This window comes from Pseudomonas putida (assembly GCF_050989985.1).
GTDB classification, from domain to species: Bacteria; Pseudomonadota; Gammaproteobacteria; order Pseudomonadales; family Pseudomonadaceae; genus Aquipseudomonas; species Aquipseudomonas putida_AI.
Genome location: NZ_CP158815.1, coordinates 4,175,330 through 4,199,099, shown reverse-complemented (window position 1 = coordinate 4,199,099; position 23,770 = coordinate 4,175,330). Strand labels below are relative to the sequence as shown.

General features: G+C 58.7%; 24 protein-coding genes. 16 read left to right on the top strand and 8 right to left on the bottom strand.

Annotated features, from left to right (window positions below; genetic code table 11):
* Positions 1-105: 105 nt before the first annotated feature.
* A complete protein-coding gene (locus ABTV29_RS19245) occupies positions 106-531 on the top strand; it encodes a GNAT family N-acetyltransferase (RefSeq protein WP_433766274.1) in 426 nt (141 codons plus the stop codon).
* A gap of 15 nt (positions 532-546) precedes the next feature.
* Here the strand turns inward: ABTV29_RS19245 and ABTV29_RS19240 are convergent, their stop codons facing one another.
* On the bottom strand, positions 547-1,248 hold the full coding sequence (locus tag ABTV29_RS19240) for a TetR/AcrR family transcriptional regulator (protein WP_433771941.1): 702 nt from the start codon (positions 1,246-1,248) through the stop codon (positions 547-549).
* A gap of 1 nt (position 1,249) precedes the next feature.
* Here ABTV29_RS19240 and ABTV29_RS19235 point away from each other — a divergent pair, with 1 nt between their 5' ends.
* The 3 genes from ABTV29_RS19235 (at position 1,250) to ABTV29_RS19225 (ending at position 2,556) form a co-directional block, all read left to right on the top strand.
* Positions 1,250-1,393 carry a hypothetical protein gene (locus ABTV29_RS19235; RefSeq protein WP_433772095.1) on the top strand — a complete coding sequence of 48 codons (144 nt, stop codon included), beginning with the start codon at positions 1,250-1,252 and terminating at the stop codon, positions 1,391-1,393.
* On the top strand, positions 1,353-2,021 hold the full coding sequence (locus ABTV29_RS19230) for a M24 family metallopeptidase (protein ID WP_433766273.1): 669 nt from the start codon (positions 1,353-1,355) through the stop codon (positions 2,019-2,021). Before ABTV29_RS19235 ends, ABTV29_RS19230 begins: the two co-directional genes overlap by 41 nt.
* Positions 2,022-2,127: 106 nt before the next feature.
* Positions 2,128-2,556 carry a TOBE domain-containing protein gene (locus ABTV29_RS19225; RefSeq protein ID WP_433766272.1) on the top strand — a complete coding sequence of 143 codons (429 nt, stop codon included), beginning with the start codon at positions 2,128-2,130 and terminating at the stop codon, positions 2,554-2,556.
* Between the two features lie 130 nt (positions 2,557-2,686).
* Here the strand turns inward: ABTV29_RS19225 and ABTV29_RS19220 are convergent, their stop codons facing one another.
* Both ABTV29_RS19220 and ABTV29_RS19215 read right to left on the bottom strand, forming a co-directional pair.
* A complete protein-coding gene (locus ABTV29_RS19220) occupies positions 2,687-3,988 on the bottom strand; it encodes a cation:dicarboxylate symporter family transporter (protein ID WP_433766271.1) in 1,302 nt (433 codons plus the stop codon).
* Positions 3,989-4,057: 69 nt separating this feature from the next.
* The gene (locus ABTV29_RS19215) at positions 4,058-5,413 is read right to left on the bottom strand and encodes a class-II fumarase/aspartase family protein (RefSeq protein ID WP_433766270.1); all 1,356 of its coding nucleotides are present in this window, start codon (positions 5,411-5,413) and stop codon (positions 4,058-4,060) included.
* Between the two features lie 116 nt (positions 5,414-5,529).
* On the opposite strand from ABTV29_RS19215, the gene ABTV29_RS19210 reads away from it, so the two are divergent.
* The 5 genes from ABTV29_RS19210 (at position 5,530) to arsH (ending at position 9,545) form a co-directional block, all read left to right on the top strand.
* Complete coding sequence (locus tag ABTV29_RS19210) at positions 5,530-6,270, top strand: GntR family transcriptional regulator (protein WP_433766269.1); 741 nt, start codon at positions 5,530-5,532, stop codon at positions 6,268-6,270.
* Between the two features lie 408 nt (positions 6,271-6,678).
* Complete coding sequence (locus ABTV29_RS19205) at positions 6,679-7,026, top strand: metalloregulator ArsR/SmtB family transcription factor (RefSeq protein ID WP_433766268.1); 348 nt, start codon at positions 6,679-6,681, stop codon at positions 7,024-7,026.
* Positions 7,027-7,049: 23 nt separating this feature from the next.
* Positions 7,050-8,333, top strand: a complete 1,284-nt coding sequence (locus ABTV29_RS19200; RefSeq protein WP_433771940.1) for an arsenic transporter — start codon at positions 7,050-7,052, stop codon at positions 8,331-8,333.
* Positions 8,334-8,360: 27 nt separating this feature from the next.
* On the top strand, positions 8,361-8,831 hold the full coding sequence (locus ABTV29_RS19195) for an arsenate reductase ArsC (RefSeq protein ID WP_433766267.1): 471 nt from the start codon (positions 8,361-8,363) through the stop codon (positions 8,829-8,831).
* A 12-nt stretch (positions 8,832-8,843) separates the two neighbouring features.
* Positions 8,844-9,545, top strand: a complete 702-nt coding sequence (gene arsH, locus ABTV29_RS19190) for an arsenical resistance protein ArsH (protein ID WP_433766266.1) — start codon at positions 8,844-8,846, stop codon at positions 9,543-9,545.
* Between the two features lie 121 nt (positions 9,546-9,666).
* Here the strand turns inward: arsH and ABTV29_RS19185 are convergent, their stop codons facing one another.
* The gene (locus tag ABTV29_RS19185) at positions 9,667-10,497 is read right to left on the bottom strand and encodes an alpha/beta fold hydrolase (protein ID WP_433766265.1); all 831 of its coding nucleotides are present in this window, start codon (positions 10,495-10,497) and stop codon (positions 9,667-9,669) included.
* Between the two features lie 247 nt (positions 10,498-10,744).
* Between ABTV29_RS19185 and ABTV29_RS19180 the strand changes: the two genes are divergently transcribed.
* The 7 genes from ABTV29_RS19180 to ABTV29_RS19150 all read left to right on the top strand — a co-directional run bounded on the left by ABTV29_RS19180 (position 10,745) and on the right by ABTV29_RS19150 (position 17,271).
* Complete coding sequence (locus ABTV29_RS19180; protein ID WP_433766264.1) at positions 10,745-11,194, top strand: MerR family transcriptional regulator; 450 nt, start codon at positions 10,745-10,747, stop codon at positions 11,192-11,194.
* A 218-nt stretch (positions 11,195-11,412) separates the two neighbouring features.
* The gene (locus ABTV29_RS19175) at positions 11,413-13,104 is read left to right on the top strand and encodes an Hsp70 family protein (protein WP_433766263.1); all 1,692 of its coding nucleotides are present in this window, start codon (positions 11,413-11,415) and stop codon (positions 13,102-13,104) included.
* A gap of 6 nt (positions 13,105-13,110) precedes the next feature.
* Positions 13,111-14,478 carry a J domain-containing protein gene (locus ABTV29_RS19170; protein WP_433766262.1) on the top strand — a complete coding sequence of 456 codons (1,368 nt, stop codon included), beginning with the start codon at positions 13,111-13,113 and terminating at the stop codon, positions 14,476-14,478.
* 74 nt (positions 14,479-14,552) lie between these two features.
* Positions 14,553-15,341: a nucleotidyltransferase domain-containing protein gene (locus ABTV29_RS19165; protein WP_433766261.1), complete on the top strand. Its 789-nt coding sequence runs from the start codon at positions 14,553-14,555 to the stop codon at positions 15,339-15,341.
* A gap of 262 nt (positions 15,342-15,603) precedes the next feature.
* Positions 15,604-16,170, top strand: a complete 567-nt coding sequence (locus ABTV29_RS19160) for a hypothetical protein (protein ID WP_433766260.1) — start codon at positions 15,604-15,606, stop codon at positions 16,168-16,170.
* Positions 16,171-16,423: 253 nt separating this feature from the next.
* On the top strand, positions 16,424-16,852 hold the full coding sequence (locus ABTV29_RS19155) for an SPOR domain-containing protein (RefSeq protein WP_433766259.1): 429 nt from the start codon (positions 16,424-16,426) through the stop codon (positions 16,850-16,852).
* A 200-nt stretch (positions 16,853-17,052) separates the two neighbouring features.
* Positions 17,053-17,271, top strand: coding sequence for a hypothetical protein (locus tag ABTV29_RS19150; protein WP_433766258.1), 219 nt, complete (start codon positions 17,053-17,055; stop codon positions 17,269-17,271).
* 187 nt (positions 17,272-17,458) lie between these two features.
* Here ABTV29_RS19150 and ABTV29_RS19145 read toward each other — a convergent pair whose 3' ends face one another.
* The 4 genes from ABTV29_RS19145 to ABTV29_RS19130 are packed head-to-tail and all read right to left on the bottom strand — an operon-like array spanning position 17,459 to position 23,698.
* A complete protein-coding gene (locus ABTV29_RS19145; protein ID WP_433766257.1) occupies positions 17,459-17,809 on the bottom strand; it encodes a copper-binding protein in 351 nt (116 codons plus the stop codon).
* On the bottom strand, positions 17,806-20,964 hold the full coding sequence (locus tag ABTV29_RS19140; RefSeq protein WP_433766256.1) for an efflux RND transporter permease subunit: 3,159 nt from the start codon (positions 20,962-20,964) through the stop codon (positions 17,806-17,808). The genes ABTV29_RS19145 and ABTV29_RS19140 overlap by 4 nt, the downstream gene beginning before the upstream one ends.
* Positions 20,961-22,445: an efflux RND transporter periplasmic adaptor subunit gene (locus tag ABTV29_RS19135; RefSeq protein ID WP_433766255.1), complete on the bottom strand. Its 1,485-nt coding sequence runs from the start codon at positions 22,443-22,445 to the stop codon at positions 20,961-20,963. Before ABTV29_RS19135 ends, ABTV29_RS19140 begins: the two co-directional genes overlap by 4 nt.
* Positions 22,442-23,698, bottom strand: a complete 1,257-nt coding sequence (locus tag ABTV29_RS19130; protein WP_433766254.1) for a TolC family protein — start codon at positions 23,696-23,698, stop codon at positions 22,442-22,444. The genes ABTV29_RS19135 and ABTV29_RS19130 overlap by 4 nt, the downstream gene beginning before the upstream one ends.
* Between the last annotated feature and the right edge of the window lie 72 nt (positions 23,699-23,770).

Below are 23,770 nucleotides of genomic sequence, written 5' to 3'. Positions count from 1 at the left end.
TTCAATCGGTTTATAAAAACCACATGAGAGTTGGCTGACTCACATGGCAATGACAGAAATGGGCTACCTTGTTGTCTCGATTATTCATCGCTCAGGGAGAGCGCCATGACTTTAGACATCCAGCTTTCGACAAATGTGACTGAAGCGGAGCGGTTAGGCATTTTGAACCCGCTGCTGACCCACAATCTGGTCAATGGTGGGGACGATGCCCATGAAACATTTGCGCTGTTGCTACGAGACCCCGATAGCAATGAAGTCATTGGTGGACTGTATGGCAAGGTCTCTTATCGATGGCTACTCATCGATCTTGTCAGTGTTCCCGAGTCGATGCGTGGTCAGGGTATCGGAGAACGGCTGATGCACCTGGCAGAAGAAGTCGCGAAGAAAAAGCACTGCATCGGTATTTGGCTGGAGACCTTCAGCTTTCAGGCCCCGGGGTTTTATCAAAAACTGGGTTACTCCGAATTTGGACGCCTGGCAGATTATCCGCCGGGACATACCCGGTTCTATTACCAGAAACGGCTGTGCTGACAGCGTATTGTTCGTTCAAGTCGCAAACACCGCGACCTTAATCCCGTCCTCCATTTTCGGCACGACACCGCCCAGCACCATCCGGGTAATTGTCGTCGCCGCGCGTTCATAGTCGGCGTCGTCCGGTTTTTCGGCGCCCCTGATGAGGGACATCTGCCAACCCAGGTTGGTATAGGTCCGGGTGGCCGACCAGATAAAGAGCATCAGGTGTTCGGGATCGGCGGGGGCGAGCAGGCCGCGGTCGATCCAGTTGCTCAGGTGATCGATATTGCGCTGGGCCTCGGCTTGCAGCAGGTGCTTGTACTTGTCCGGCAAGTGTTTTGCGCCAAACAGCAGTTCATGGCTGAAGACTTTCGAGCTCAGCGGGTTTTCCTGAATGATCCGGATCCGCGCCTTTATGTAGGCCTGCAAGCCCACCGCCGGGTCGTCGCTTTCTCTCAATGCCGCTGAAGCCTTGAGCAGCGGATCGACAAAACTCAGCAGCACATGGGCGTAGAGGTTCTCCTTGGTTTGAAAGTAGTAATAGAGGTTGGCCTTGGGGATCCCTGCGCGTGCCGCGATATCGCGGGTCTGGGTGGCGTCGAAGCCGGTGACTGAAAACGCTTCGCTGGCAGCCTTCAGGATCAGGTGATGATTCCTCTGGCGGATGCCGGGCTTTTTCAGAAATTCGCCCAGCGTGCCAAATGGATCGCCGGTTTCGGTACTGGAAATGTTCATCATGTCGGGTTCAAGCCAGGGGCATGGCTTTATCTTTGATATCGAGTATCGCAATATACAAAAATATATAGCGCATGGCCTGCGCTTTCTTACCAAAGGAATGAATGAGGAATACGCGCTTGAGCAACAAAGAAGCGGTGGGTGAGCATTACCAGCTGGAAACCATGGGTTACGCACAGCAGATGACCTGGAAGGCCATCGAGCGCATTGCGCAGGTCATCACGCCCGGCATGCGCGAATCCGAAGCCCAGTTGCGGGGCAAGGAGATTCTGGCGCAGCTGGGCATGGACCGAATCTGGCACCCGCTGCTGGTGCGCTTCGGCGCCAATACCCTGAAAACCTTCAAGCAGCGCTCCGACGGTGATCCCGTACTGGGTGAAGAGGACATTTTCTTCATCGACATGGGGGTGGTGTGGCAGGGGCACGAAGGGGATGCCGGCGCGACCTTTACCACCGGCTCCGATCCGCAAATGCTCGCCTGTGCCGCAGCGGCCAAGGAACTGTTCGATCGCGTCGAAAGCTTCTGGCGCAGCGAACGGGTGGACGGCGTGGCGCTTTACGATTTCGCCGCCGCCCAGGCAAGCGCCATGGGCTGGAAGCTCAACCTCGATATCAAGGGACACAGGGTCAGTGATTTTCCCCATGCGATCTATCGGGGCGGTGATCTCGGCGATCTGGACCGGTACCCGAACGCCGGCCTGTGGATCCTGGAAATCCAGATCGCCCACCCCGAGCGACCGTTTGGCGCGTTCTATGAAGACTTGCTCATCTGATCGAACCGTCAAATGAGCCATGAGGGGCTCTGCTCTTGTCAGGACTCTGGGCTGCGCTTGATGCTGTTCCGAGAATCCTAACCAGAACAACAGCCAGGAGCTGCTCATGAAAGTCAGTGCACGTAATGTCCTCAAGGGCCAGGTCACCCAGGTACAAGAGGGCGCGGTCAATGCTGAAGTCAGTTTGAAGTTGCCGGGCGGTGAACAACTGGTCGCCGTGGTGACCCTGGAAAGCGTGCGCAACCTGCCGCTGGCGGTGGGCAAGGAAGCCATCGCCCTGATCAAGGCGCCCTGGGTCATGCTGATGACCGAGTCCAGCGACATTCGCCTTTCGGCGCGCAATTGCCTGCAAGGCAAGGTGTTGAGTGTCAACGATGGGGCGGTCAATGCCGAAGTGGTCATCGAATTGGCCGGTGGTTCGAAGGTTTACTCGATCGTGACCCGTGATGCCGTTGCAGAGCTGGGGTTGAAGCCGGGCGTCAGCGCGACTGCGGTGATCAAGGCGTCGCATATCATTCTGGCTGTGCCGGCCTGATTCGCAGAGTTTGAAAGATCGCAGCCTGCGGCAGTTCCTACTTTGGAATACGTTTCCCTGTAGGAGCTGCCGCAGGCTGCGATTTTTTTGAGGTAACGCCTGAAAGGGAGCGCGACCGTCGAGCATTCGCTTAAAGGGCCGCCTCCGGATTACGCCCAAACACTCGGCTGTACTCGGCTTTCGCGGTCTGTTCGGTGAATTCCCCGGACCATTTCGACACCACCACCGTCGCGACACTGTTGCCGATGGTATTGCAGGTGGCGATGGCCATGGACATGAAGCGATAGACACCGAACAGCAACGCCAGGCCTTCGACCGGCAGCACACCGATGGCCGTCACCGTGGCGGCGAACACCACAAAACTGCCGCCGGAAACCGCCGCTGCACCCTTGGACGTCACCAGCATGATGGCGATGGTCCCCAATTGCTGTTCCCAGGTCATGGGTACGCCGTAGGCGTTGGCGATGAACAGCACGCAGAGCGACATGTAGATGGACGTACCGTCGAGGTTGAAGGCATAACCGGTGGGCAGGACCAGGCCGACGCTCTGCTTGGAGCACCCGAATTTCTCCAGTTTTTGCAGCAGGCGCGGCAGGGCGCTTTCCGAAGATGCCGTCCCCAGCACGATGAAAATCTCGTCCTTGATGTACTTGAGGAAGCGCCACAGGCTGAAGCCGGAAATGCGACAGACAGCCCCCAGCACCACGAAGATGAAGAATGCGACGCCGACGTAGAACATCAGCACCAGGTTGGCCAGCGACATCAGTACCGCGCTGCCATTGCTGCCGACGGCGTATGCAACGGAGCCGAAGGCGCCAAGCGGGGCGAACTTCATGATCAGGTTGATGAACTCGAAGAAGCATTCCGAAACCCGGCTCAAGCCGTCCTCGATCACGCTACGGCGCTCAGGCTTGAGGGCCAGCAGAGCGAAACCGAACAGCACCGAAATCACCAGCACCTGCAGTAGCTGCCCACCGGCAAATGCACCCACGAAGTTGTCCGGGAAAATGCCGTAGATGAAATCCAGGGTCGAGGCCGGGGCGTGCCCCTTGGCAACCGCCGCACTGGCCGCCGCCGCAGTGGCGCTGCTCGGATGAGCGTCGTGCATGCCCGAACCGATGTTCAACAGATTGCCCCACAGCAGGCCGATGGCCAGGGCAATGGTGGAAATGATTTCGAAGTAGATCAGTGCGCGCAGTCCGACTTTGCCGACGCGCTTGATATCACCCGCGGACGCGATGCCATGCACGACGGTGAAAAACACCAGAGGTGCTACGGCAGTCTTGATCAGCTTGAGAAAGATATCGCCGAGAATCTTGAATTTGGCAGCCAGCTCCGGGGCCAGGAAACCGAAGGCAATACCCAGCAGCATGGCGGCGATGACTTGAAAGGTCAGATCCTTGTAGAACGGCTTTTTCGTGGAAGTGGTCATGTCTACGATCTCATTGTTGTTATTGGCGAGCGAGTGACGCAGGGCTCGCATGAGCGAGCCCGTCGAGAGTCAGCGTTTGACCGAACCCTCGCGCGCCAGGGCGATGTCGACCATTTGCGGCGCCAGACCGAGGTAGTTGGCTGGATCGGTCAGGCGCTTGAGCTCCTCGATGTCCAGTTGCGCGGTGGCTTCGCCCTGGGCCAGTAACGCTTCGAGCAGGCTGGTGCCCTGATCGTTGGCCATGCGGCAGGCGGCATACACCACATCATGTGCCACCTGGCGACCCAGTGCCGGCGCCAGGCCCATCATCACCGCTTCGGCGACGATCAGGCCCTGGGTCATGTCGAGGTTCTTGCGCATGCGCTCGGTGCGCACTTCAAGGCCGGCGAGCATGAACTTCGCCTGACCGAGAGAGGCGGCGCTCAAGGCGAAGGCTTCGGGAATGGCAATCCATTCGGCCTGCCATGGACCGGTAGAACGTTCAAAGTCCTGAATCATTGCGTCGAGCATCAAGCCCGCCTGTTGGCGCACGCCCTTGGCGGCGGCGTACATCAGTTCACAGGAAATCGGATTGCGTTTCTGCGGCATGGTGCTGCTGGCGCCACGTCCCTTGACGAAGGGTTCGTACACTTCGCCCAGCTCGCTGGTCATCATCATCATGACGTCCAGGGCGATCTTGCCCAGGGAGCCTGTGACCAGCCCGAGGAAGTTCAGGGTTTCGGCCAGGCCGTCACGGGCGACATGCCACGTCGCTTGCGGCACACCCAGACCGAGTTCGGCCATCAAGGCCTCCTGTACTTCCAGGCCTTTGTCACCCAGTGAGGCCAGGGTGCCTGCGGCGCCGGCGAATTGACCCACTTCCACCCGCGGACGCAATTGCACCAGGCGTTCGGCATGCCGGTCGAACATGCTCAGCCACACCGCGCACTTGTAGCCGAAGGTAATGGGCAGGGCATGTTGCAGGTGGGTGCGACCCGCCATTGGGGTATCGCGGTAGCGTTTGGCGAGGTCGGTCAGCAAGCCGCGTACGGATTGAATGTCGCGCTCGACAATCGCCAGCGCGGCACGCACTTGCAGGACTACAGCAGTGTCCATGATGTCCTGGGTCGTGGCGCCCCAGTGAACGTAGCGGCCGGCTTCGCCACAGGTCTTCGACAGTTGCTCAACCAGCGGCAGGATCGGGTAACCGACGATTTCGGTTTCGTGCTGCATCAGGGCCAGGTCGAGAGAAGCATAGGTTGCCAGTTCAGCGATTTGCTCGGCCGCCTCGCGCGGGATGACGCCACAGCGTGCTTCGGCGCGGGCCAGTGCCACTTCCACTTCGATGTAGCGTTCGATCAGGGCTTTGTCGGAAAACACACCGCGCATCTCGGCGGTGCCGAACATGTCGCGAAAGAGGGCGGAATCGAAGACGGTGCTGGACATGAATTGATCCTGATATGTTTGTTATTGATCGGACATATTTAATATGTCCGTACATAATTCTTACGTCCTCACTGATACACTGTCAACTCTCAGAATGGTCGGGACTGATGAAAGGTATGAGCCAGCTGCGCTACGCCGGGGTTGCAAAGGACTTGATGGAAGGGATCGCCAGCGGGAAATATCCGGTCGGCAGCTTGTTGCCGACGGAGTTCGAGCTATGTGAGCTCTACGAAGTGAGCCGCCATACCGTGCGCGCGGCGATCACCCAATTGCAGAGTCAGGGGCTGGTCTCCCGGCGCAAAAGAGTAGGGACCCGCGTCGAAGCGTCGGCGCCCAAGGGCGGCTATTCGCAGTCGCTGGCCTCGGTGACGGACCTGGTGCATCTGGCCGAAACCCAGGTGCGCAGCATCCAGAGCGTGCATCACTTCGTGGCGGATATCGCGCAGGCCAAACGCCTGGGGCTGGAGCCCGGCGAGCATTACTTTTGCGTATCGAGCATTCGAGTCGATCAGGAGAACCTGCGGGCACCACTGTGCTGGACCGACGTATACGCCCAGGACATCTATGCCGAAGTCATTGAGCTGGCCGAGAAGCATCCGGACGAGCTGATTGCCGCGCTGATCGAGCAGCACTTCGGTCGGCATATCGACGTGGTGGACCAGCAAGTACGCGCGGTATTGCTGTCCGCCGAAATTTCCAAGAGCCTCAATGCCGAAGCCGGTTCGCCGGGCCTGAACATTCTTCGTCAGTATCGGGACGAGGAGGGCGCACTGATGGTGGTATCGGAAACCACCCACCCACAGGATCGATTCACCCTCGTCAGTCAGATGCGCAGGGAAAGGAATTCGACCTCATAGAGGGAGGGCAAGTCGCCAATGCAGAAACAGGCGCGAGTTCCTACTCTGTTGTACGAACATTCTCGCCGCCTGGCTGAACGGGTATCTGCATCTCGGCGACTCACAGATTGCCTTGGCGCTCTTGTTGTTCAGCGCGATTGGGCTGGTGGCGGGTGGGTCATCGATCGCTGGGGAGTCGCTGCAATCGGTTGGGCACCGGCCGTCTTTGGGGCGATGGCCACGGCGCTGTGCATAGTGCTCGCCCGGCCTGGTCTCGCGAGAAGTCACTGACGTAACGAGTGAAACGAATCTACATCACCCGCGTATGCCCTCAGAAGATGCCAGAAGAGGGCATTCGTCCAGAAAGGGTTTGCTTTATACATATGGATATCCGTATATTCGGCTATCCATATGTAAGAGTTGCCCGTCATGATCACGCCTCCAGAAGTCTTCAAAAGCCTGGCTGACGAAACCCGCGCCCGCGCCACCTTGCTGATCGCCAACCAGGGCGAGCTTTGCGTCTGCGAACTGATGTGTGCTCTCGACGACAGCCAACCGAAGATCAGCCGCCATCTCGCCCAGTTGCGCAGCAGTGGCCTGTTGCTGGATCGTCGCCAGGGGCAGTGGGTTTACTACCGCCTCAATCCGGATCTTCCCGCCTGGGTGCACGAGATGTTGCAAGTGACGCTGCAGGCCAACGACGTATGGCTGCAGAACAACACTTCCCGCCTGCAGCACATGGATGGACGCCCTGTCCGCGATGTCGCCTGTTGCTGAACCCCTGAATGAGTGAGTCTTCAATGCTGGTCGCTGTCGCTGTTTTCGTGTTCACCCTCGTTCTGGTGATCTGGCAACCCAAGGGCCTTGGCGTGGGCTGGAGCGCCACTGTCGGTGCGGTCATCGCCCTGGCGGTGGGCGCGGTGTCGTTGCAGGACATTCCCACTGTGTGGGCCATTGTCTGGAACGCGACGGCCACTTTCATCGCCGTCATCGTCATCAGTCTGTTGCTGGATGAGGCGGGGTTCTTCGAATGGGCCGCCCTGCATGTGGCGCGCTGGGCCAACGGCAGCGGCTACCGGTTGTTCGCTTTCTGCGTGCTGCTGGGGGCGGCTGTCTCTGCACTGTTCGCCAATGACGGCGCGGCGTTGATCCTCACGCCCATCGTCATGTCCATGCTGCTGGCGTTGCGCTTTTCCCCGGCCGCGACCCTGGCCTTTGTCATGGCCGCCGGCTTTATCGCCGACACCGCCAGCCTGCCGCTGGTGGTGTCCAATCTGGTGAACATCGTGTCCGCCGACTACTTCGGCCTTGGCTTCGCCGAGTACGCCTCGGTGATGGTGCCGGTTAACCTGGCCAGTGTTGCCGCCACCTTGCTGGTGCTGTTTGTTTATTTCCGACGGGACCTGCCGCAACGCTACGCCGTCGAGGCACTGCCGGAACCTGAATCGGCGATTCACGACCGCGCCACTTTTATCGTTGGCTGGTGGACGTTGGTTGTCTTGCTGGTTGGTCTCTTCGCCCTGGAACCATTGGGTATTCCCATCAGCGCGGTCGCGGCGGTTTGCGCGACGATCCTCTTCGCGGTCGCCGCCAAAGGCCACAAGATCTCCACGCGTCGCGTGTTGCGCGAAGCACCCTGGCAGGTGGTGGTTTTCTCCCTGGGTATGTACCTGGTGGTGTACGGCCTGAAGAACGCCGGGCTGACGGATGTACTCACCCACGCACTCGACCGCCTGGCCGAACAGGGTCTGTGGAGCGCCGCCATTGGCACTGGCCTGTTGTCCGCGCTGCTGTCGTCGGTGATGAACAACATGCCCAGCGTGCTGATCGGCGCGCTGTCCATTCAAGCCAGCGGGGCAGAGGGGCTGGTTCGCGAGGCGATGATCTACGCCAACGTCATCGGCTGCGACCTCGGCCCGAAAATCACCCCCATCGGCAGCCTTGCCACGCTGCTGTGGCTGCATGTGCTGGAACGCAAGGGCATGCGCATCACCTGGGGTTACTACTTCAAGGTCGGCATCCTGCTGACCCTTCCGGTTCTGTTGATCACCCTCTCGGCGCTGGCACTGCGCCTGAGCCTTTGATGTCCGCCAAGGCGGAAGGAGCAATCCATGCGAGTCCTGTTCATGTGCACGGCCAACAGCTGCCGCAGCATTCTTTCAGAAGCCATGTTCAACCATCTGGCGCCACAGGGGTTCGAAGCGGTGAGTTCAGGGAGCTTTCCCAAAGGCCAAGTGCTGCCGCGCAGCCTGACCACGCTGCAGCAGGCCGGCATTTCCATCGAGGGCTTGAGCAGCAAGGGCAATGACGCCTTCGAGGACAACCTGCCGGATATCGTCATTACCGTGTGCGACAAGGCGGCCGGTGAAAGCTGCCCGGTGTATTTCGGCCCGGCGCTGAAATCCCATTGGGGTCTGGAAGATCCCTCCGACGTGGTGGGTGACGAAGCCGTCGTCGACGCTGCTTTCCGCGCCACGCTGGCGCACATCGAGCAACGCTGCAAAGCCTTCCTCGCGCTTCCTTTCAGCAGTCTCAGCCGCGATGAACTCAAACGCGAGCTGGATCGAATTGGCGCTCTCTGAGCGGGAGGATTTATGTCAGAGCAACTACCCAATCTTGACCTTTCTTTGTTCGACGACGTGAAGATCGACCCCCGGCCGGGGGATCACAAGCCGCGCATTTTGTTGATGTATGGGTCGACCCGCGAGCGCTCGTTCAGCCGTCTGCTGGTCGAAGAAGCCGCGCGCTTGCTTGAGCACTTCGGCGCAGAAACCCGCATCTTCAATCCCTCCGGGTTGCCACTGCCGGACGATGTCGCCGTGGATCATCCGCGGGTGCAGGAATTGCGCGAGCTGGTGCTGTGGTCGGAGGGCCAGGTCTGGTGCTCGCCGGAACGCCATGGCGCGATGTCGGCCGTGTTCAAGGCGCAGATCGACTGGATACCCCTCGCACTAGGCGCCATTCGCCCGACTCAGGGCAAGACGCTGGCGGTGATGCAGGTTTGCGGTGGTTCGCAGTCCTTCAACGTGGTCAATCAGCTGCGTGTGCTGGGTCGCTGGATGCGCATGTTCACCATCCCCAATCAGTCCTCGGTGCCGAAGGCCTATATGGAGTTCGACGAAGCCGGCCGGATGAAACCCTCGGCGTTCTACGATCGAGTGGTCGACGTGATGGAGGAATTGGTGAAGTTCACCTTGTTGCTGCGTGACCGCCAGGATTTTCTGGTGGATCGCTACTCGGAACGCAAGGAAAGCGCTGAACAGCTGATGGCGCGGGTGAATCAGCATTCGATCTGAAGTTGCCATGTCTATTGGTATCGGAGTGGCTCAGCTAGAAGATGCCGTGGTCATCCCTGAAGCGCATCGATTCAGTGACTTCGCGGAAGGAAAGGGCGGGGTTTTCACCCGCCCCGGTTGCCTAGCCTCGCAGGAAAGCGAGCAAGTCGGCGTTGATGGTATCGGCGTTCGTGGTGGGCATTCCATGGGGGAAGCCCGAGTAGGTTTTCAGCGTGCTGTTCTGCAAGAGTCTGGCTGACAAGAGCCCGGAGTTTTCATAAGGCACGATCTGATCGTCATCACCATGCATCACCAGCACGGGGATCTTGATGCTCTTCAGGTCGTCGGTGAAGTCGGTCTGGGAAAAGGCGACGATCCCGTCGTAATGGGCCTTGGCGCAGCCCATCATGCCCTGGCGCCACCAATTCAGGATGGTGCCCTCGGACGGTTTTGCACCGGGGCGGTTGTAACCGTAGAAAGGCCCGGCGGGAACGTCATGGTAGAACTGCGCGCGGTTGGCCTTGAGCTGTGCCTGCAAGTCATCGAACACCGACTTCGGCAAGCCGCCTGGATTGTTCGGGGTCTGGACCATCAACGGTGGCACGGCACTGATGATGACGGCCTTCGACACGCGGTCTTCGCCGTGGCGAGCAATGTAATGGATGACTTCACCACCGCCGGTGGAGTGACCTACATGGACTGCACCCCGCACGCCAAGATGGTCGACCACGGCCGCGACGTCATCGGCATAGTGATCCATGTCGTGCCCGTCCCAGACCTGGCTGGATCGCCCGTGGCCGCGGCGGTCGTGTGCAACTACCCGGTAGCCGTGGGCCAGGAAGAACAGCATCTGCGCATCCCAGTCGTCCGAGCTGAGCGGCCATCCGTGATGAAAAAAGATCACCTGGGCATCGCGTGGCCCCCAGTCTTTATAAAAGATCTCAACACCGTCCTGCGTAGTGACATAACCCATGTTCGCATCTCCCGAATGAAATGGAGGGCATGACCAATCGTGTCCTGATCGTGGCCCTTGTTGAGTCTTGCCTTTGTTTAATGACGTGCAGCCCATCCAAAAGGCGGTTCACAAGCATTGGTCCTGTTTTTCGCCTACCCCGGAATTCCATGGTGTTTCAGCCACGCATGACCTCTGCGTCGCTTGGCCGCCAAATCACTTCAGGTTTAAAGTCAACTTTAAGGTCAATGGTTTTCCGGAGCGGAATATGAGAATAGGCGAACTGGCGAAAATCACTGGGCTGGCGCCTTCACGCATCCGTTTCTACGAAGCGAGCGGCCTGATCAAGTCTGTCGCGCGAAAGGCCAACGGGTATCGCGATTACGCACCTGACACGGAGTGGGTTCTGGAGATCATCACGGGCGCCCAGTCGGCGGGTTTTTCATTGGACGAAATCCGACAATTACTGCCGATGAATGCCAACGGCTGGAAGCACGAAGAGTTGCTCAGCGGGCTCAAGCGCAAGGTCGAGGAAATCGAAATCCTCCAGCAACGGCTGGCCCAGAATAAAGCGCAACTGCTACTGGTGATCGAGGGCGTTGAAAGCAAGCCGGAAGGCATGGGGTGCGTGGATAACACCCAGTTGTTGTTGCATCGTCTGCGCGAGGAAGGGGTGACGCCAGCACCACGTGGCCGCGACAGGAAGTCGTCCAAGTAAAGCGTGATCTGTCGGGCTTATCCGACGTTTAGAGCACAGAAAACAGATCCTTCCCGATATCTGGCGGTCCCGATCTCTCCTCGACTCGGGTTAAAGCTACCGCCAGTACTGCCGATAACCCAATCCATGGATTTGCGTACCGCCGGTACGACAGTGACGACTGACCTTGCGACCAAAGTGCACTACGACCCGGCCGCGTCATTTAAGGAAAAGTGATTGTGATCATTGGTATCGACCTGGGCACCACCAACAGCCTCGTGGCTGCCTGGGACGGCGAACATGCCCGGATACTCCCCAATGCCCTGGGTAACCTTCTCACGCCTAGCATCGTTGGCCTCGACGACCATGGCCAACTGGTCGTCGGGGATATCGCCCGCGAGCGGTTGCACACCCACCCGCACCTTACCGCGTCCCTGTTCAAGCGCTACATGGGCAGCGCCCGGGAAACGCTGCTCGGCGCACGCGCCTACCGCGCGGAAGAACTCTCGGCGATGCTGCTGCGCAGTCTCAAGGCTGACGCCGAGCGTGCCTTGGGCGAGCCTGTTCACGAAGCGGTGATCAGCGTACCTGCGTATTTCAGCGATGCTCAGCGCAAGGCGACGCGCATTGCTGGTGAACTGGCCGGACTGAAAATTGAAAAACTGGTCAACGAACCCACCGCCGCAGCCTTGGCTTATGGTCTTGAACAGCGAAACGAAGCGACCTTTCTGGTGTTCGACCTCGGCGGTGGCACCTTTGACGTGTCCATTCTGGAGCTGTTCGAAGGCGTCATGGAAGTCCGTGCCAGCGCAGGGGACAACTTCCTCGGCGGTGAAGACTTCGATGACCTGCTCGTGGAGCATTTCATCGCTAAAATCGGCGCCGCTGACCTGCCAGACACCAGCCTCCCTGCCATGGCACAGCGGTTGCGGCGTGAAGCGCAACGGGTTCGCCATGCCTTGGGGCAGGCGCAGACTGCACGCTTTACCCTTCGCGAGCAAACGCGTGAGTGGAGCATTGAACTGACTCAAGGCGAGCTTGCCGACATCGTGCGTCCCTTGCTGGACCGCCTGCGTGCTCCGATCGAACGCGCAATGCGTGATGCCCGGATCAAGGTCGCGGACCTGAACGAAATATTGTTGGTGGGCGGCACGACACGCATGCCGCTGGTGCGCAAGCTGGTCGCGTCCCTGTTCGGGCGAATCCCGGCGATGCAGCTCAATCCGGACGAAGTGGTCGCGCAAGGTGCGGCCATTCAGGCGGCACTTCAGGCTCGCCATGCCTCCCTTGAAGAAGTGGTGCTGACCGATGTCTGTCCCTACACGTTGGGAATCGAGACCTCGGTACATCAAGGTGGCGGTTTCCAAAGCGGTCACTACTTGCCGATCATCGAGCGCAACACTGTGGTGCCGGTAAGCCGGTCCCGTACCGTATCCACCCTCAGTGACAACCAGAAAGTGGTCAATCTGGGTATCTATCAGGGCGAAAGCCGGCTGGTGAGTAACAACATTTTCCTGGGTGAGCTGGAAATCCCGGTGCCGCCGCGCAAGGCCGGTGAAGTGACCCTGGATGTGCGCTTCACCTACGACAACAACGGCTTGCTCGAAGCTCAGGTGCATTTGCCGATCAACGGCGACACTCGCCGGCTAGTGATCGAGAACAACCCTGGTGTCTTGCCTGCAGAAGAAATCGCCCGGCGACTGGCCGCCCTCGAAGCGCTGAAGGTGCACCCACGCGATCAGCAGATCAATACCCTGCTGCTGGCCCGACTGGACCGTTTGTATCAGGAAAGCCTCGGTGATGGCCGGGAGCATATTGCCGGGCTGGCGAACTATTTCCAGCAAATGCTCGACACCCAGGACGAACACCGGATACGCGCAGCCCGCAGCGACATCACTCAGCGTCTTGCTCATTTCGAACTGGAGGGTTAAGGCACCATGAGCCATTGGCAATTGCTCGACCTTACCCCGGACGCGGACGAACGCAGCATCAAGCGCGCCTATGCACGGCTGTTGAAAATTCATCGCCCGGACGAAAATCCCGATGAGTTTCAGCGCCTGCGTGAAGCCTATGAAACTTCGCTGGCCGAGGCCCGCTGGCGTGCGCAGGTTGATGAGGAGGTCGTTGATGTCCCGTTAGCCACAAGCGCACCGAGCCCGGAATGCTCCTCGCCGGTCATCCCCCTGGAGTACATCGATACCCCGATCACCGTCAGGCCTCCAGAACCGTCCCTTGAGCAAATGCAGCAATGGTTGGCCGAGGGGAAGGACCGTCAGGTAATGGACGCTTTGCGCCACTGGCTTGCCAGCGACTGGCTAATGCCCTTCGAGCGCCGCCAGCAGTTCGAACAGAGCGTACTGGATTGGCTCGAATCGGCCCCGCAATGGTCGCCAGCCTTTTTCGATGGCGTCTGCCAGGTCATGGGATGGGACGAAACCCAGGGTGATTTACCGTGCGAATACTGGCGCTGGGACCGCCTGATCCGGCGCTGCGAAATGCACGTCATGGAAGAATCCGTGCGCAGCGACCTGGCCAGGTTCGACGCCGATAAAATTCATGGACAGGCCGCCGCCTTGCTGTTCAAGCCCATGAGCGACGGCCGCCGTCGTGGATTGGCCGACTACTTCACCAGCCTCGACTGGCAGCGTTTTGCGCAGATTGCGCAATCCATCGATTACCAGTACCCAGAGTTGCCTCAACGTCTCGGGCTAAAACCACTGGACAACTGGCGCGATTGGTTGCCGCCCGAAAGCTTTCGAGGGGTCTACCTTTTCCTGTGGCTCGCGTTGTCGGTTGTGGTTATGCCTTCGATGCTTGCCGGAGCTGCAAAAAGGGAAGGGCTGGCCAGCCTGCTTGTCGCTCCGCTGTTCATTCCGGTAGTGATTTGGTTGGGGATGAAGGCTTACCAGGCCTGGTCCCTGGTGGCGGTGTCCGCGGGGTCGCTGGATGTGCAGCTCAGCCGCTGGTTGCTCCCGCGCCGTTGGTACAGGCAAGGCGCCGGGCTTCTGGTGCTCCGCCACATACTCCCCAGTGCCGTGCCCGCAGCCCTGGCAGGCTTATGGTCCGGTCATGTGCCATGGATGCAGTGGGTCAGCCCGGTGGTGGTGTTCCTGGGCACGCTTTATTTCACGAATATGGCACTGCGCGGCGGGAAGGTCTCGATGTGGACTCGAGCGCTACAAGCGATCAGACACAATGTCGGGCAATTGCTTTTGCGATTGCTGCAGCGCGAAGTCTTCGTGGTTTTGATCATGTTGTTGGTGATGGGGGTTTCGACCTATTCGCGTATGAATCCTGGTCATTAGGAGATGAGGTTCCGGGACAGTCCACCGCGGTTTGAGTAGCGCGCTTCGACATATCATCTAATTAGAGTTGGCACATGGTTTCTATCGTTGTTCAAGAAGAGGTTAAAAACCGCCTGCGCCGTGCTGAGAACGAGCATGACGTGAAAGTGCTTTTAGCTATTGAGTCTGGTAGTCGCGCCTGGGGATTTGCCTCCCCCAACAGCGACTACGACGCACGCTTCATCTACGTAAATAAACCTGAGTGGTATCTCTCTGTCGGCCTTGAGGAGCAACGCGACGTCATCGAGTATCCGATCATTGAGGATATGGATATCAATGGTTGGGATCTGCGAAAAGCACTCAGGCTATTTTGGAAGTCCAATCCTGGCTTTGTGGAGTGGATACAGTCGACCATCATTTACGAGCATTCTGGCTGTTTCCACGGGCGGGCAAAGGAGTTATTGCCGCAGGTGTATTCCGTGGAGAGTGGAATTTACCATTATCGCAGTATGGCCAAAACCAACTATAGGGGATACTTGCAAGCCCCTCAGGTACCGCTGAAAAAATACTTCTACGTTCTGCGCCCGCTGTTATCGGTGCGGTGGCTGGAGCAGTTTGGTACACCTGCCCCAATAGAGTTTGACAGGCTGCGCGGGGTCATCGAGGGAGAGCCCACGCTCCAGCAGGCTATAGATGACTTGCTTGCGATCAAGCGCGCGTCTCCGGAGATGGGGTTATCACCACAGATCACCCCCATTCAACAGTTCATTGAACGTGAACTGAATCGACTTGAGTCCATCAAGCCGACACGTAGCGAGCGTAAAGAAGTTGAACCATTACTTTCGGAGCTGTTTCGTACCGTACTCAAAGAAGCTTGGGGATGAGGTGCCCATTGAAATAAGGCATTTGAAAGACCAATGACGGATCGTCGAGGCAATGCGCACGCGTTCACGTTCAACGGTCGCATTCGGTCGATTGCGGCTCTTCGTCACGGGCAGCAATCGGCCAGAAACGACCGTTCTGGCTCAGCGATTGAAAGTGGAGAATTTTATTAAAAATAACTCGTTCAAGGCTATAGCAACTAATATTAAATCTAATGGCGCTATTTGAAAGATTACCCAGGCCTTAAAGTAGAGCGCGCAAGTAATGAATTCTGGTTCACGCGAAAACAAACTAAATAAAATAACCATAATAGTGTTTGTGTTTTTATTGATTGGAGTATGGATTTTTTACATGCTTTGGGCTTCTCGCATTGGAATGCGAACAGTTCTAATGCCGTCGATTCCCGAGTGGACAACATATCTAGTGGTCGGCGCTCTCACTGGCTTCGCTTTTGCAGGCAGGGCAATCATCCGCCGTTCTGTTGGAAAGACTCTGGAAGAAGTTATAAATTCTTTGCTTGGTGGATTTTGCTTAGGGTTTGCGTGCTCTCTACACATCTATGATGTGTGCGTCTACTTACTGCCTGGTGACATCATTCATTATAAGTCAGACTATGAGATAACATTTTCGGGGCCTGCCATTGGCAGATTCAGTCATTGCGAGGCAGGGCTGTGGATAAAGGACTTAAATACTGAGCGCCAAATTAAACTTTGTACAAATAAATCGAATTTATACGATCAACAAAAGCAAGGCATGAATACAGTGTGGGTGACCGCTCATCAAAACAAAATAGGCTCTTACATCATCAACTATACATTTATTTATAATTAGTAACTCTTGTCCGCCTTGGGTCGATCCCGGACAGACTTAACCGGCAAGAGTCGGCCAGAAGCGGACCATGGACACGCTGTTGATGCGCCAGTAATGTGTGCCCAAGTCATGTCGCTTTACCTCGTCACCTCATGTTGCGTTCTGGCGCGACACTCAAGCCGAACAAGGAGTTACGCATGGACAAGGAACGTTATCAGGCACAAACGGCGGAATATATGCCACTTGTGTCGTCTACTTATAGTCAGGCATAGCAATGAATACCATCGAAACGCATGAAAAGTTAATTGCCGAAGGCTGCAGTACTCAAAACTTCGCAATCAACAGCAATGGAAATGACGTGTATTGCCTATGCAATAAAAATGGTTTTTGGTCAGTTTTTTATACGGAGCGCGGGGTAAATCACCCTCCAATATTCAGTTCGATATCAGAAGAAGATGCTTGTAGATTCTTCTATGACCACATTATGAAAATGGAGCATTGGCACATCGTAGGCTTTTACAAAGACAAAAACTTGGCAGAATCCATGGAGTCTAAGCTTTCTAATCTTGGAATTCGATTTGTGCGCAATGACATACCTGCATATCAAGGACAAAATGACCCAAGATTTCGGATATTTATAGTGGGTAAAGATATTTTCAGATTCAAGGATGTATTCGGTGAGCCGTATATCAGTTACGTCTAGCTAGGCGCTGAAATCGCTCATTTCATTCGCTGGGACGGCGCGCCGCCACCCCTTAGCTTGATCATTGGTCAGCGTCCGTAATGGGTCGTTTACTGCCCCTCGTGACGGGCAGAAAACGGCCATAAGCGGTCACCCACCTTGCGTCGGCAACATTGGCTTCGTAGGATCCTGCCGGCACTCACCATCAATTGAGACCCGCATTGAAAAATAGAATAAGACCGGAAATTGAAAGAGCGGCCTACGATGAGTTCCTTGAGCTTTGGGAGAGAGGAAAATTCGACAACCAGCGGTTGGGTCAGGCTTTCTACAACCATTTCCGTCTGCATCGTCTCAGCGACCAGGCATTGCTGCAGGGTCTTTATGAATCTGACGGGAAGAAAGCCCTCAGTGCAATAGCTGATACCTTCCATATCAGGTAACAAGCACCACTCTTCATTCGCTAATGAATGTAACAGTCCGCATTGGGTCGACAGCAGCCCTTCGAAAGCGGCAGCAATCAGCCCAAGCCGGTCCATCAACCCTTCTCCAGACCCGCCTCTTTTCCCACCCAACACACCTACCAACAGTGACCGGCCTCAATACAGCACGCCGGTCACTTCCAAGCCCCTATTTCCTTATAGACACAATGGTCGCTCTGCCACCCTCCAGCCGAAACGAAAACTTGACTCGATCGCCGACGGTCAGGCCTTTGAGTTGGTCCTCTGTCACCGAAAAGGCCATGGTCATCGGTGGCCATTGCACGGCCGGGACGGCGCCGTGGGAGACGGTCACGGTATGCCTGGCGGTATCCATCGCCTTGATCGTTCCCTCGGCTTCGGCAACTTGAGCCTGGGTTGTTTCCTGCTCCATCTTCATGCCTTCCATACTGTCCATTTTCATGCCCGGCATGTCCTCGGCACGGGCAGCCAGTGAAAGTACGAATGCGCCAGTGGCGACTGCGATCAGGGTCAGTTTCATACGGGTTTTCCTTGAGGGTTAACGGGTTCAACCAAGAGATGGCGGCGACGCATCAGGCGATAGGCTGCCGGAATGACAAACAGGGAGAGCAGGGGGGCGGTGACCATGCCGCCGACCATGGGCGCGGCGATGCGGCTCATGACCTCGCTGCCGGTGCCACTGCCCAGTAGGATCGGCAGCAGGCCGGCAATGATGACGGCCACGGTCATGGCCTTGGGGCGGACGCGCTGCACGGCGCCTTCACGGATCGCCGCCACCAGCCCGCGCTCGGAGCTGTCGCCGAGGTCTTCGCGTTCGGCCCAGGCGTTCTTCAGGTAGAGCAGCATGATCACGCCGAACTCGGCGGAAACCCCAGCCAGTGCGATGAAGCCGACCCCGGTGGCGACCGACAGGTTGAAGCCCAGCAGGTAGAGGAACCATGCGCCCCCCGTCAGTGCGAAGGGCAGGGTGGCCATGATCAGCAAGGCCTCATCGAAGCGGGCGAACGTCAGGTAGAGCAGCACGAAGATGATCAGCAGCGTGGCAGGCACCACCAGTTTGAGTCGTGCGTTGGCCCTCTCGAGAAATTCGAACTGTCCCGAGTAGCTCAGGCTCATGCCGGGCTGCAGCTTGACCTGTTCGTTGATGACCCGACGCAAGTCACTGACCACCGAAGCGATATCCCGACCTCGCACATCGATGTACACCCAGCCCGAGGGCCGCGCGTTTTCGCTTTTGAGCATCGGCGGACCATCGTTCACCTTGACCGTCGCCACCGTGCCCAGCGTGATCTGACTGCCTGAGAGGGTATAGATCGGCAATTGCTCCAGGGCGCCGACCGAGTCACGCCACTCCCGTGGATAACGCACGTTGATCGGAAAACGGGCGAGCCCTTCGATGGTCTCCCCGACGTTTTCACCACCGATGGCGCCTGCCACGATGGCCTGCACATCGGCGATGTTCAGTCCGTAGCGCGCGGCGGCCTTGCGGTCGATGTCCACGTCCAGATAGCGGCCACCGGTCAGGCGCTCGGCCAGGGCCGAACTGACACCGGGTACGCCCTTGGCCGCGCGTTCGACCGCCTGGGTCGCGGCGTCGATCTCCGTCAGGTTGGCGCCGGCGACTTTCACGCCGATCGGGCTCTTGATCCCGGTGGCCAGCATGTCGATACGGTTGCGAATCGGCGGTATCCAGATGTTGGTCAGCCCAGGCACGCGGACCACCCGATCCAGTTCTTCCACCAGCTTTTCCTGGGTCATGCCTGGGCGCCACTGCTCATGGGGTTTGAACTGGATGGTGGTCTCGAACATTTCCAACGGTGCCGGGTCGGTGGCGGTTTCGGCACGACCGGCTTTGCCGAAGACATGCTCGACCTCTGGTACGGTCTTGATCAGGCGGTCGGTCTGTTGCAGCAGTTGCGCCGCTTTCTGCGCAGACAACCCCGGCAGGGCAGAAGGCATATAGAGCAGATCGCCCTCGTCCAGCGGCGGCAGAAACTCGCCGCCCAAGCGCGACATCGGCCACAGCGCACTGGCAAAAACCAATAGCGCCACCAACAGCGTGAGCCTTGGCCGGCGCAAGACAGCGTCCAGGGCCGGCTGATAGATCCGTATCAAGCACCGGTTCAACGGGTTCTGTTGTTCGCTGGGTATTCGTCCGCGAATCCAGTAGCCCATCAGCACCGGCACCAGGGTCACTGACAACCCTGCGGCTGCGGCCATGGCGTAGGTCTTGGTGAACGCCAATGGACCAAACAGACGTCCTTCCTGGGCCTCGAGCGTGAACACGGGAATGAACGACAGGGTGATGATCAACAAACAGAAGAACAGCGCCGGGCCTACCTCCGCGGCCGCTTCGGTCATCACTTGCCAATGACGTTCACCCTTCAACGTCTCTCCGGGATTGGCCGCATGCCAGGCTTCGATTTTCTTGTGCGCGTTCTCGATCATCACCACGGCGGCATCGACCATGGCGCCGATGGCGATGGCAATCCCGCCCAGGGACATGATGTTGGCGTTGATGCCCTGGTAGCGCATGACGATGAAGGCCATCAGCACCCCGACCGGCAACGAAATGATCGCCACGAGTGATGAGCGCAAGTGCCAGAGAAAGATCCCGCAGACCAGCGCGACGACGATGAACTCTTCGATGAGCTTGTGGCTGAGGTTTTCCACCGCGCGGTCGATCAGCTTGCTGCGGTCGTAGGTGGGGACGATTTCCACTCCGGCCGGCAGACTGCTTTTCAGTTCGTCGAGCCTGGTCTTGACCGCCGCAATGGTCTCGCGAGCGTTCTTGCCGCTGCGCAAGATCACCACGCCGCCGACGGTCTCGCCTTCGCCATCGAGCTCGCTGATGCCGCGCCGCATTTCCGGCCCCAACTGGATCGTGGCGACATCGCCAAGAGTCACTGGCACACCCCCGGCACCGAGCTTGAGCGGGATGGCCCGAAAGTCATTGAGCGTCTTCAGGTAGCCGGACGCCCGCACGATGAACTCGGTCTCTGCCATCTCCAGCACTGCGCCACCGGTTTCCTGATTGGCCTTGCCGATGGCTTCGCTTACCTGGGCCTGGGTGATGCCGAGACTGGCCAGTTTGAGCGGGTCGAGCTGCACTTGATATTGCTTGACCATGCCACCCACGGTGGCCACTTCCGCCACGTTGGGCAGGGTCTTGAGCTCGAACTTGAGGAACCAGTCCTGAAGGGCACGAAGCTGCGCCAGATCATGTCCGCCACTGCGATCCACCAGTGCGTACTGATAGATCCAGCCGACGCCTGTCGCGTCCGGCCCCAACGCCGGTTTGGCGTTGGTCGGTAACCGGCTTTGTATCTGGCTCAAGTATTCCAGTACCCGCGAGCGTGCCCAGTACAAGTCAGTCCCGTCCTCGAACAGCACATAGACGAAGCTGTCACCGAAGAAGGAGTAACCCCGCACCGTCCTGGCACCCGGCACCGAAAGCATGGTGGTGGCCAACGGGTAGGTGACCTGGTTCTCGACAATCTGCGGCGCCTGGCCGGGGTAGGGAGTGCGGATGATCACTTGCACATCGGACAGGTCCGGCAGGGCGTCGATGGGGGTGCTCTGCACCGACCAGATGCCCCAGGCCGTGACAAACAGCGTTGCCAGCAGCACCAGGAACCGGTTGGCTACCGACCAGCGAATGAGCTTGGCAATCATGGCTGGCCCCCCGATTTATCCAGGCGCTCGACACGCAAGCCATCGTCGGTCTGGCTCACCGCGATCCGCACCTTGTCGCCCGTTTTCAAGCCTTGCATCAGTGTCGGACTGGCGAGGGGGAAGGTCATGGTCATGCCCGGCATGCCAAGTGTCTTGAAGGGGCCATGGGCGAGGGTGACTTCTTTTTCGTTGATCTCGACGATCTGCCCATCCGCCTCATGCAAGCCGGAGGCTGCTGCGCTTGGGGGCGACTCTTCCTCCTGGCTGGTAACGATGCCCTTGAGACTGGCCTCCGAGTCGAGCAGGAACTGGCCGGACGTCACCACCTTCTGACCTTCTTCCAGACCTTTCAATATCGCGGTCTTGCCGTCGCTTTCCTGCCCGAGTCGGACCTCCACCGGGCGATAGCGGCCGGCGTCTTCTGCGAGCATCACCAAGGCCCGTCGGCCCGTACGAATCACCGCCTCGCTCGGCACCCACAATACGTTCTGCCCGGTCGAATGATTCAGGCGTACCTGCGCGGTCAACCCAGGCCTGAGGCGTCCGTCCGGATTGGGCAACTCGACACGTACGCGCAGCGTGCGGCTGTCGGGATTGGTCTCGGGCAAAATCGCGCTGACCTTGCCGTTGAGCGTGGTCCCCGGGAAAGCCGGCAGGTGTGCTTCGACTGGCTGTCCCTCGGTGATCGATCCGGCATCCGATTCCGGAATGGCCACCGCGAGCCAGACGCTACTCAAGCCATTGACCCGTGCCAGGGTGTCGCCCGTCGCCACGGTCATGCCCGCACGGACGTTCAATTCCTGCAGCACACCGCCAATGGGGCTGGTGAGGGTCAGCCAGGGCTGCACCTTGCCGGTGCGTTCCACTTGAGCAATCAGTGCTGCCGGCATTCCGGTGAGCCGCAGTCGCTGTCGGGCCGCAGCCAGCAGCTCGGCATCGCCGTTGCGTCTGAGGGCAAGAAACTCGGTCTGCGCAGCGGCCCATTCCGGCACCAGGATATCCGCCAATGCGGCGTTGGCCTTGAGCACATCGCCGGGCGCATGGGCGTAGACCCGCTCCACAAAACCGGGGGTACGTGCCTGGACCACCGCGACATCGCGCTCGTTGAACGCCAGGATGCCTGTCACATCAAGGCTGGATTCCAGCGTACCCCGAGTGACGGTTGCGAAACGCAGCCCGAGATTCTGAGTCAGGCCCGGATCGATACTGACGCTCGCACGATCCCCTGCATCGCTGGCGTATTGAGGAACCAGTTGCATGTCCATGAAGGGGGATTTGCCCGGCTTGTCGAATTTCTGCTGCGGGTACATGGGGTCGTACCAATACAGCGCCTTGCGTTCCTGCGCTGAATCGAGGCGCTGCCCCGCAGCGATAGTCGCAACCGCGCCGGTTCGCTGATGGGCGAACCAGTAGCCACCGGCAATGCCCAGCGCCAACGAGATACCGGCCAGCCATGCCCGATTCCAGTGTTTAAGGTTCATTGGCCGGTCTCCCCATAGGCAAAATGCAAACGCGCACTGCTCAGCGCGCGTTGTTCCTCCACATCGATCTGTTTGAGCCGGGCCTCGATGAGTTCACGCCGGGCAGTCACCACGGCGTCCAAATCACCCTGGCCGGAGCGGTAACTGGCCATGCTCAGCTCGACCTTTTCCCTGGCCAGCGGCAACAGGCTTTCCTGGTTGCGGCGCACCGCACGATCGAGGCGCTCGTAGTCAGCCAGTTCGTTTTCCAGTTGCTGGGTGTGCTCGCGGGACAGGGCTTCGCGCTCGGCCTCAAGCTGGCTGAGTTCAGCCTGTCTGGCGGCGATCTTGGGGTTTTGGCGAGTGCCCGGAAACAGCGGCAGGTCCCATGAGAACTGCACGCTGACCATGTCGCCAAACTCACGGCCGCGACGCTGATAATCCACTTCCCAGCTCCAGTCTGACTGTTTCTCCGACTCGGCTTCACGAACCTTGGCCTGGGCTTCGCGGGTCATCGGTGCGAAGGCTGCCAGCTCGGGATGGTGTTGCAGTTTGTGGGCGTAACTGGAGGGATCGACCGGCCACTGCGGCAAGCTGCCCACGGGTTTGTCGTTGGCGACGGAGCCAATCCAGCGCTTGAGGGCCGCGCGTGCCTGTGTTCTTTGCAGCGTCAGGTTGTCCTGTTGCTCCGCCAGTTGAGCCGCTTCCTGTTTGGGCGTCACTGCGTCGGCGGGTTGAGCGCCACCGCCGGCAATCCGGGCCCGGACGGTATCGCTCAGCAGGCGGTTTTCCTTGTAGAAGTCCTGGAACAGCGCATCTTTACGCTCGACCGAGTAGCTGCTGATCCAGGCCAACGCCGTGGACTGGCGCACCTTCAGCCGTTCGACTTGGCGCTCTGCCGCCGCGCGGTCAACGGCCGCATCGGCCACTTCGATGCGCGCTTTGCGTTTTTCGCCGTTGGGCATCTCTTGCCTGACCCCGACCATTTGCATGGTCATGAAGTCCTGGTCGATGCTCCAGCGATCCGGACCGCCAACGGGGTAGTTCTGCACACCCAGCAGCAGTTTGGGGTCGGGAAGTTCACCGGCCGGAATGGCTGCGCTGCTGGCAGCCTGGATTTTCGCGTCTTGTGCAGCCAGCGACGGTGCATTGTTCTCGGCCAGGCGCAACGCTTCATCCAGAGTCAATGCGGCCGCGAAGCTCGGCCATGCCCATACGCTTGCCGCCAGGCCGGCCGCGAGGGACCAACCTGTGCAATAGCACTTGGAGTTCATGCTTACGATTCCTGTAATCATTCACTGCACGGGTCAAAAGACACGCGCGCAGCCAGTCCATCCCGCTAATGC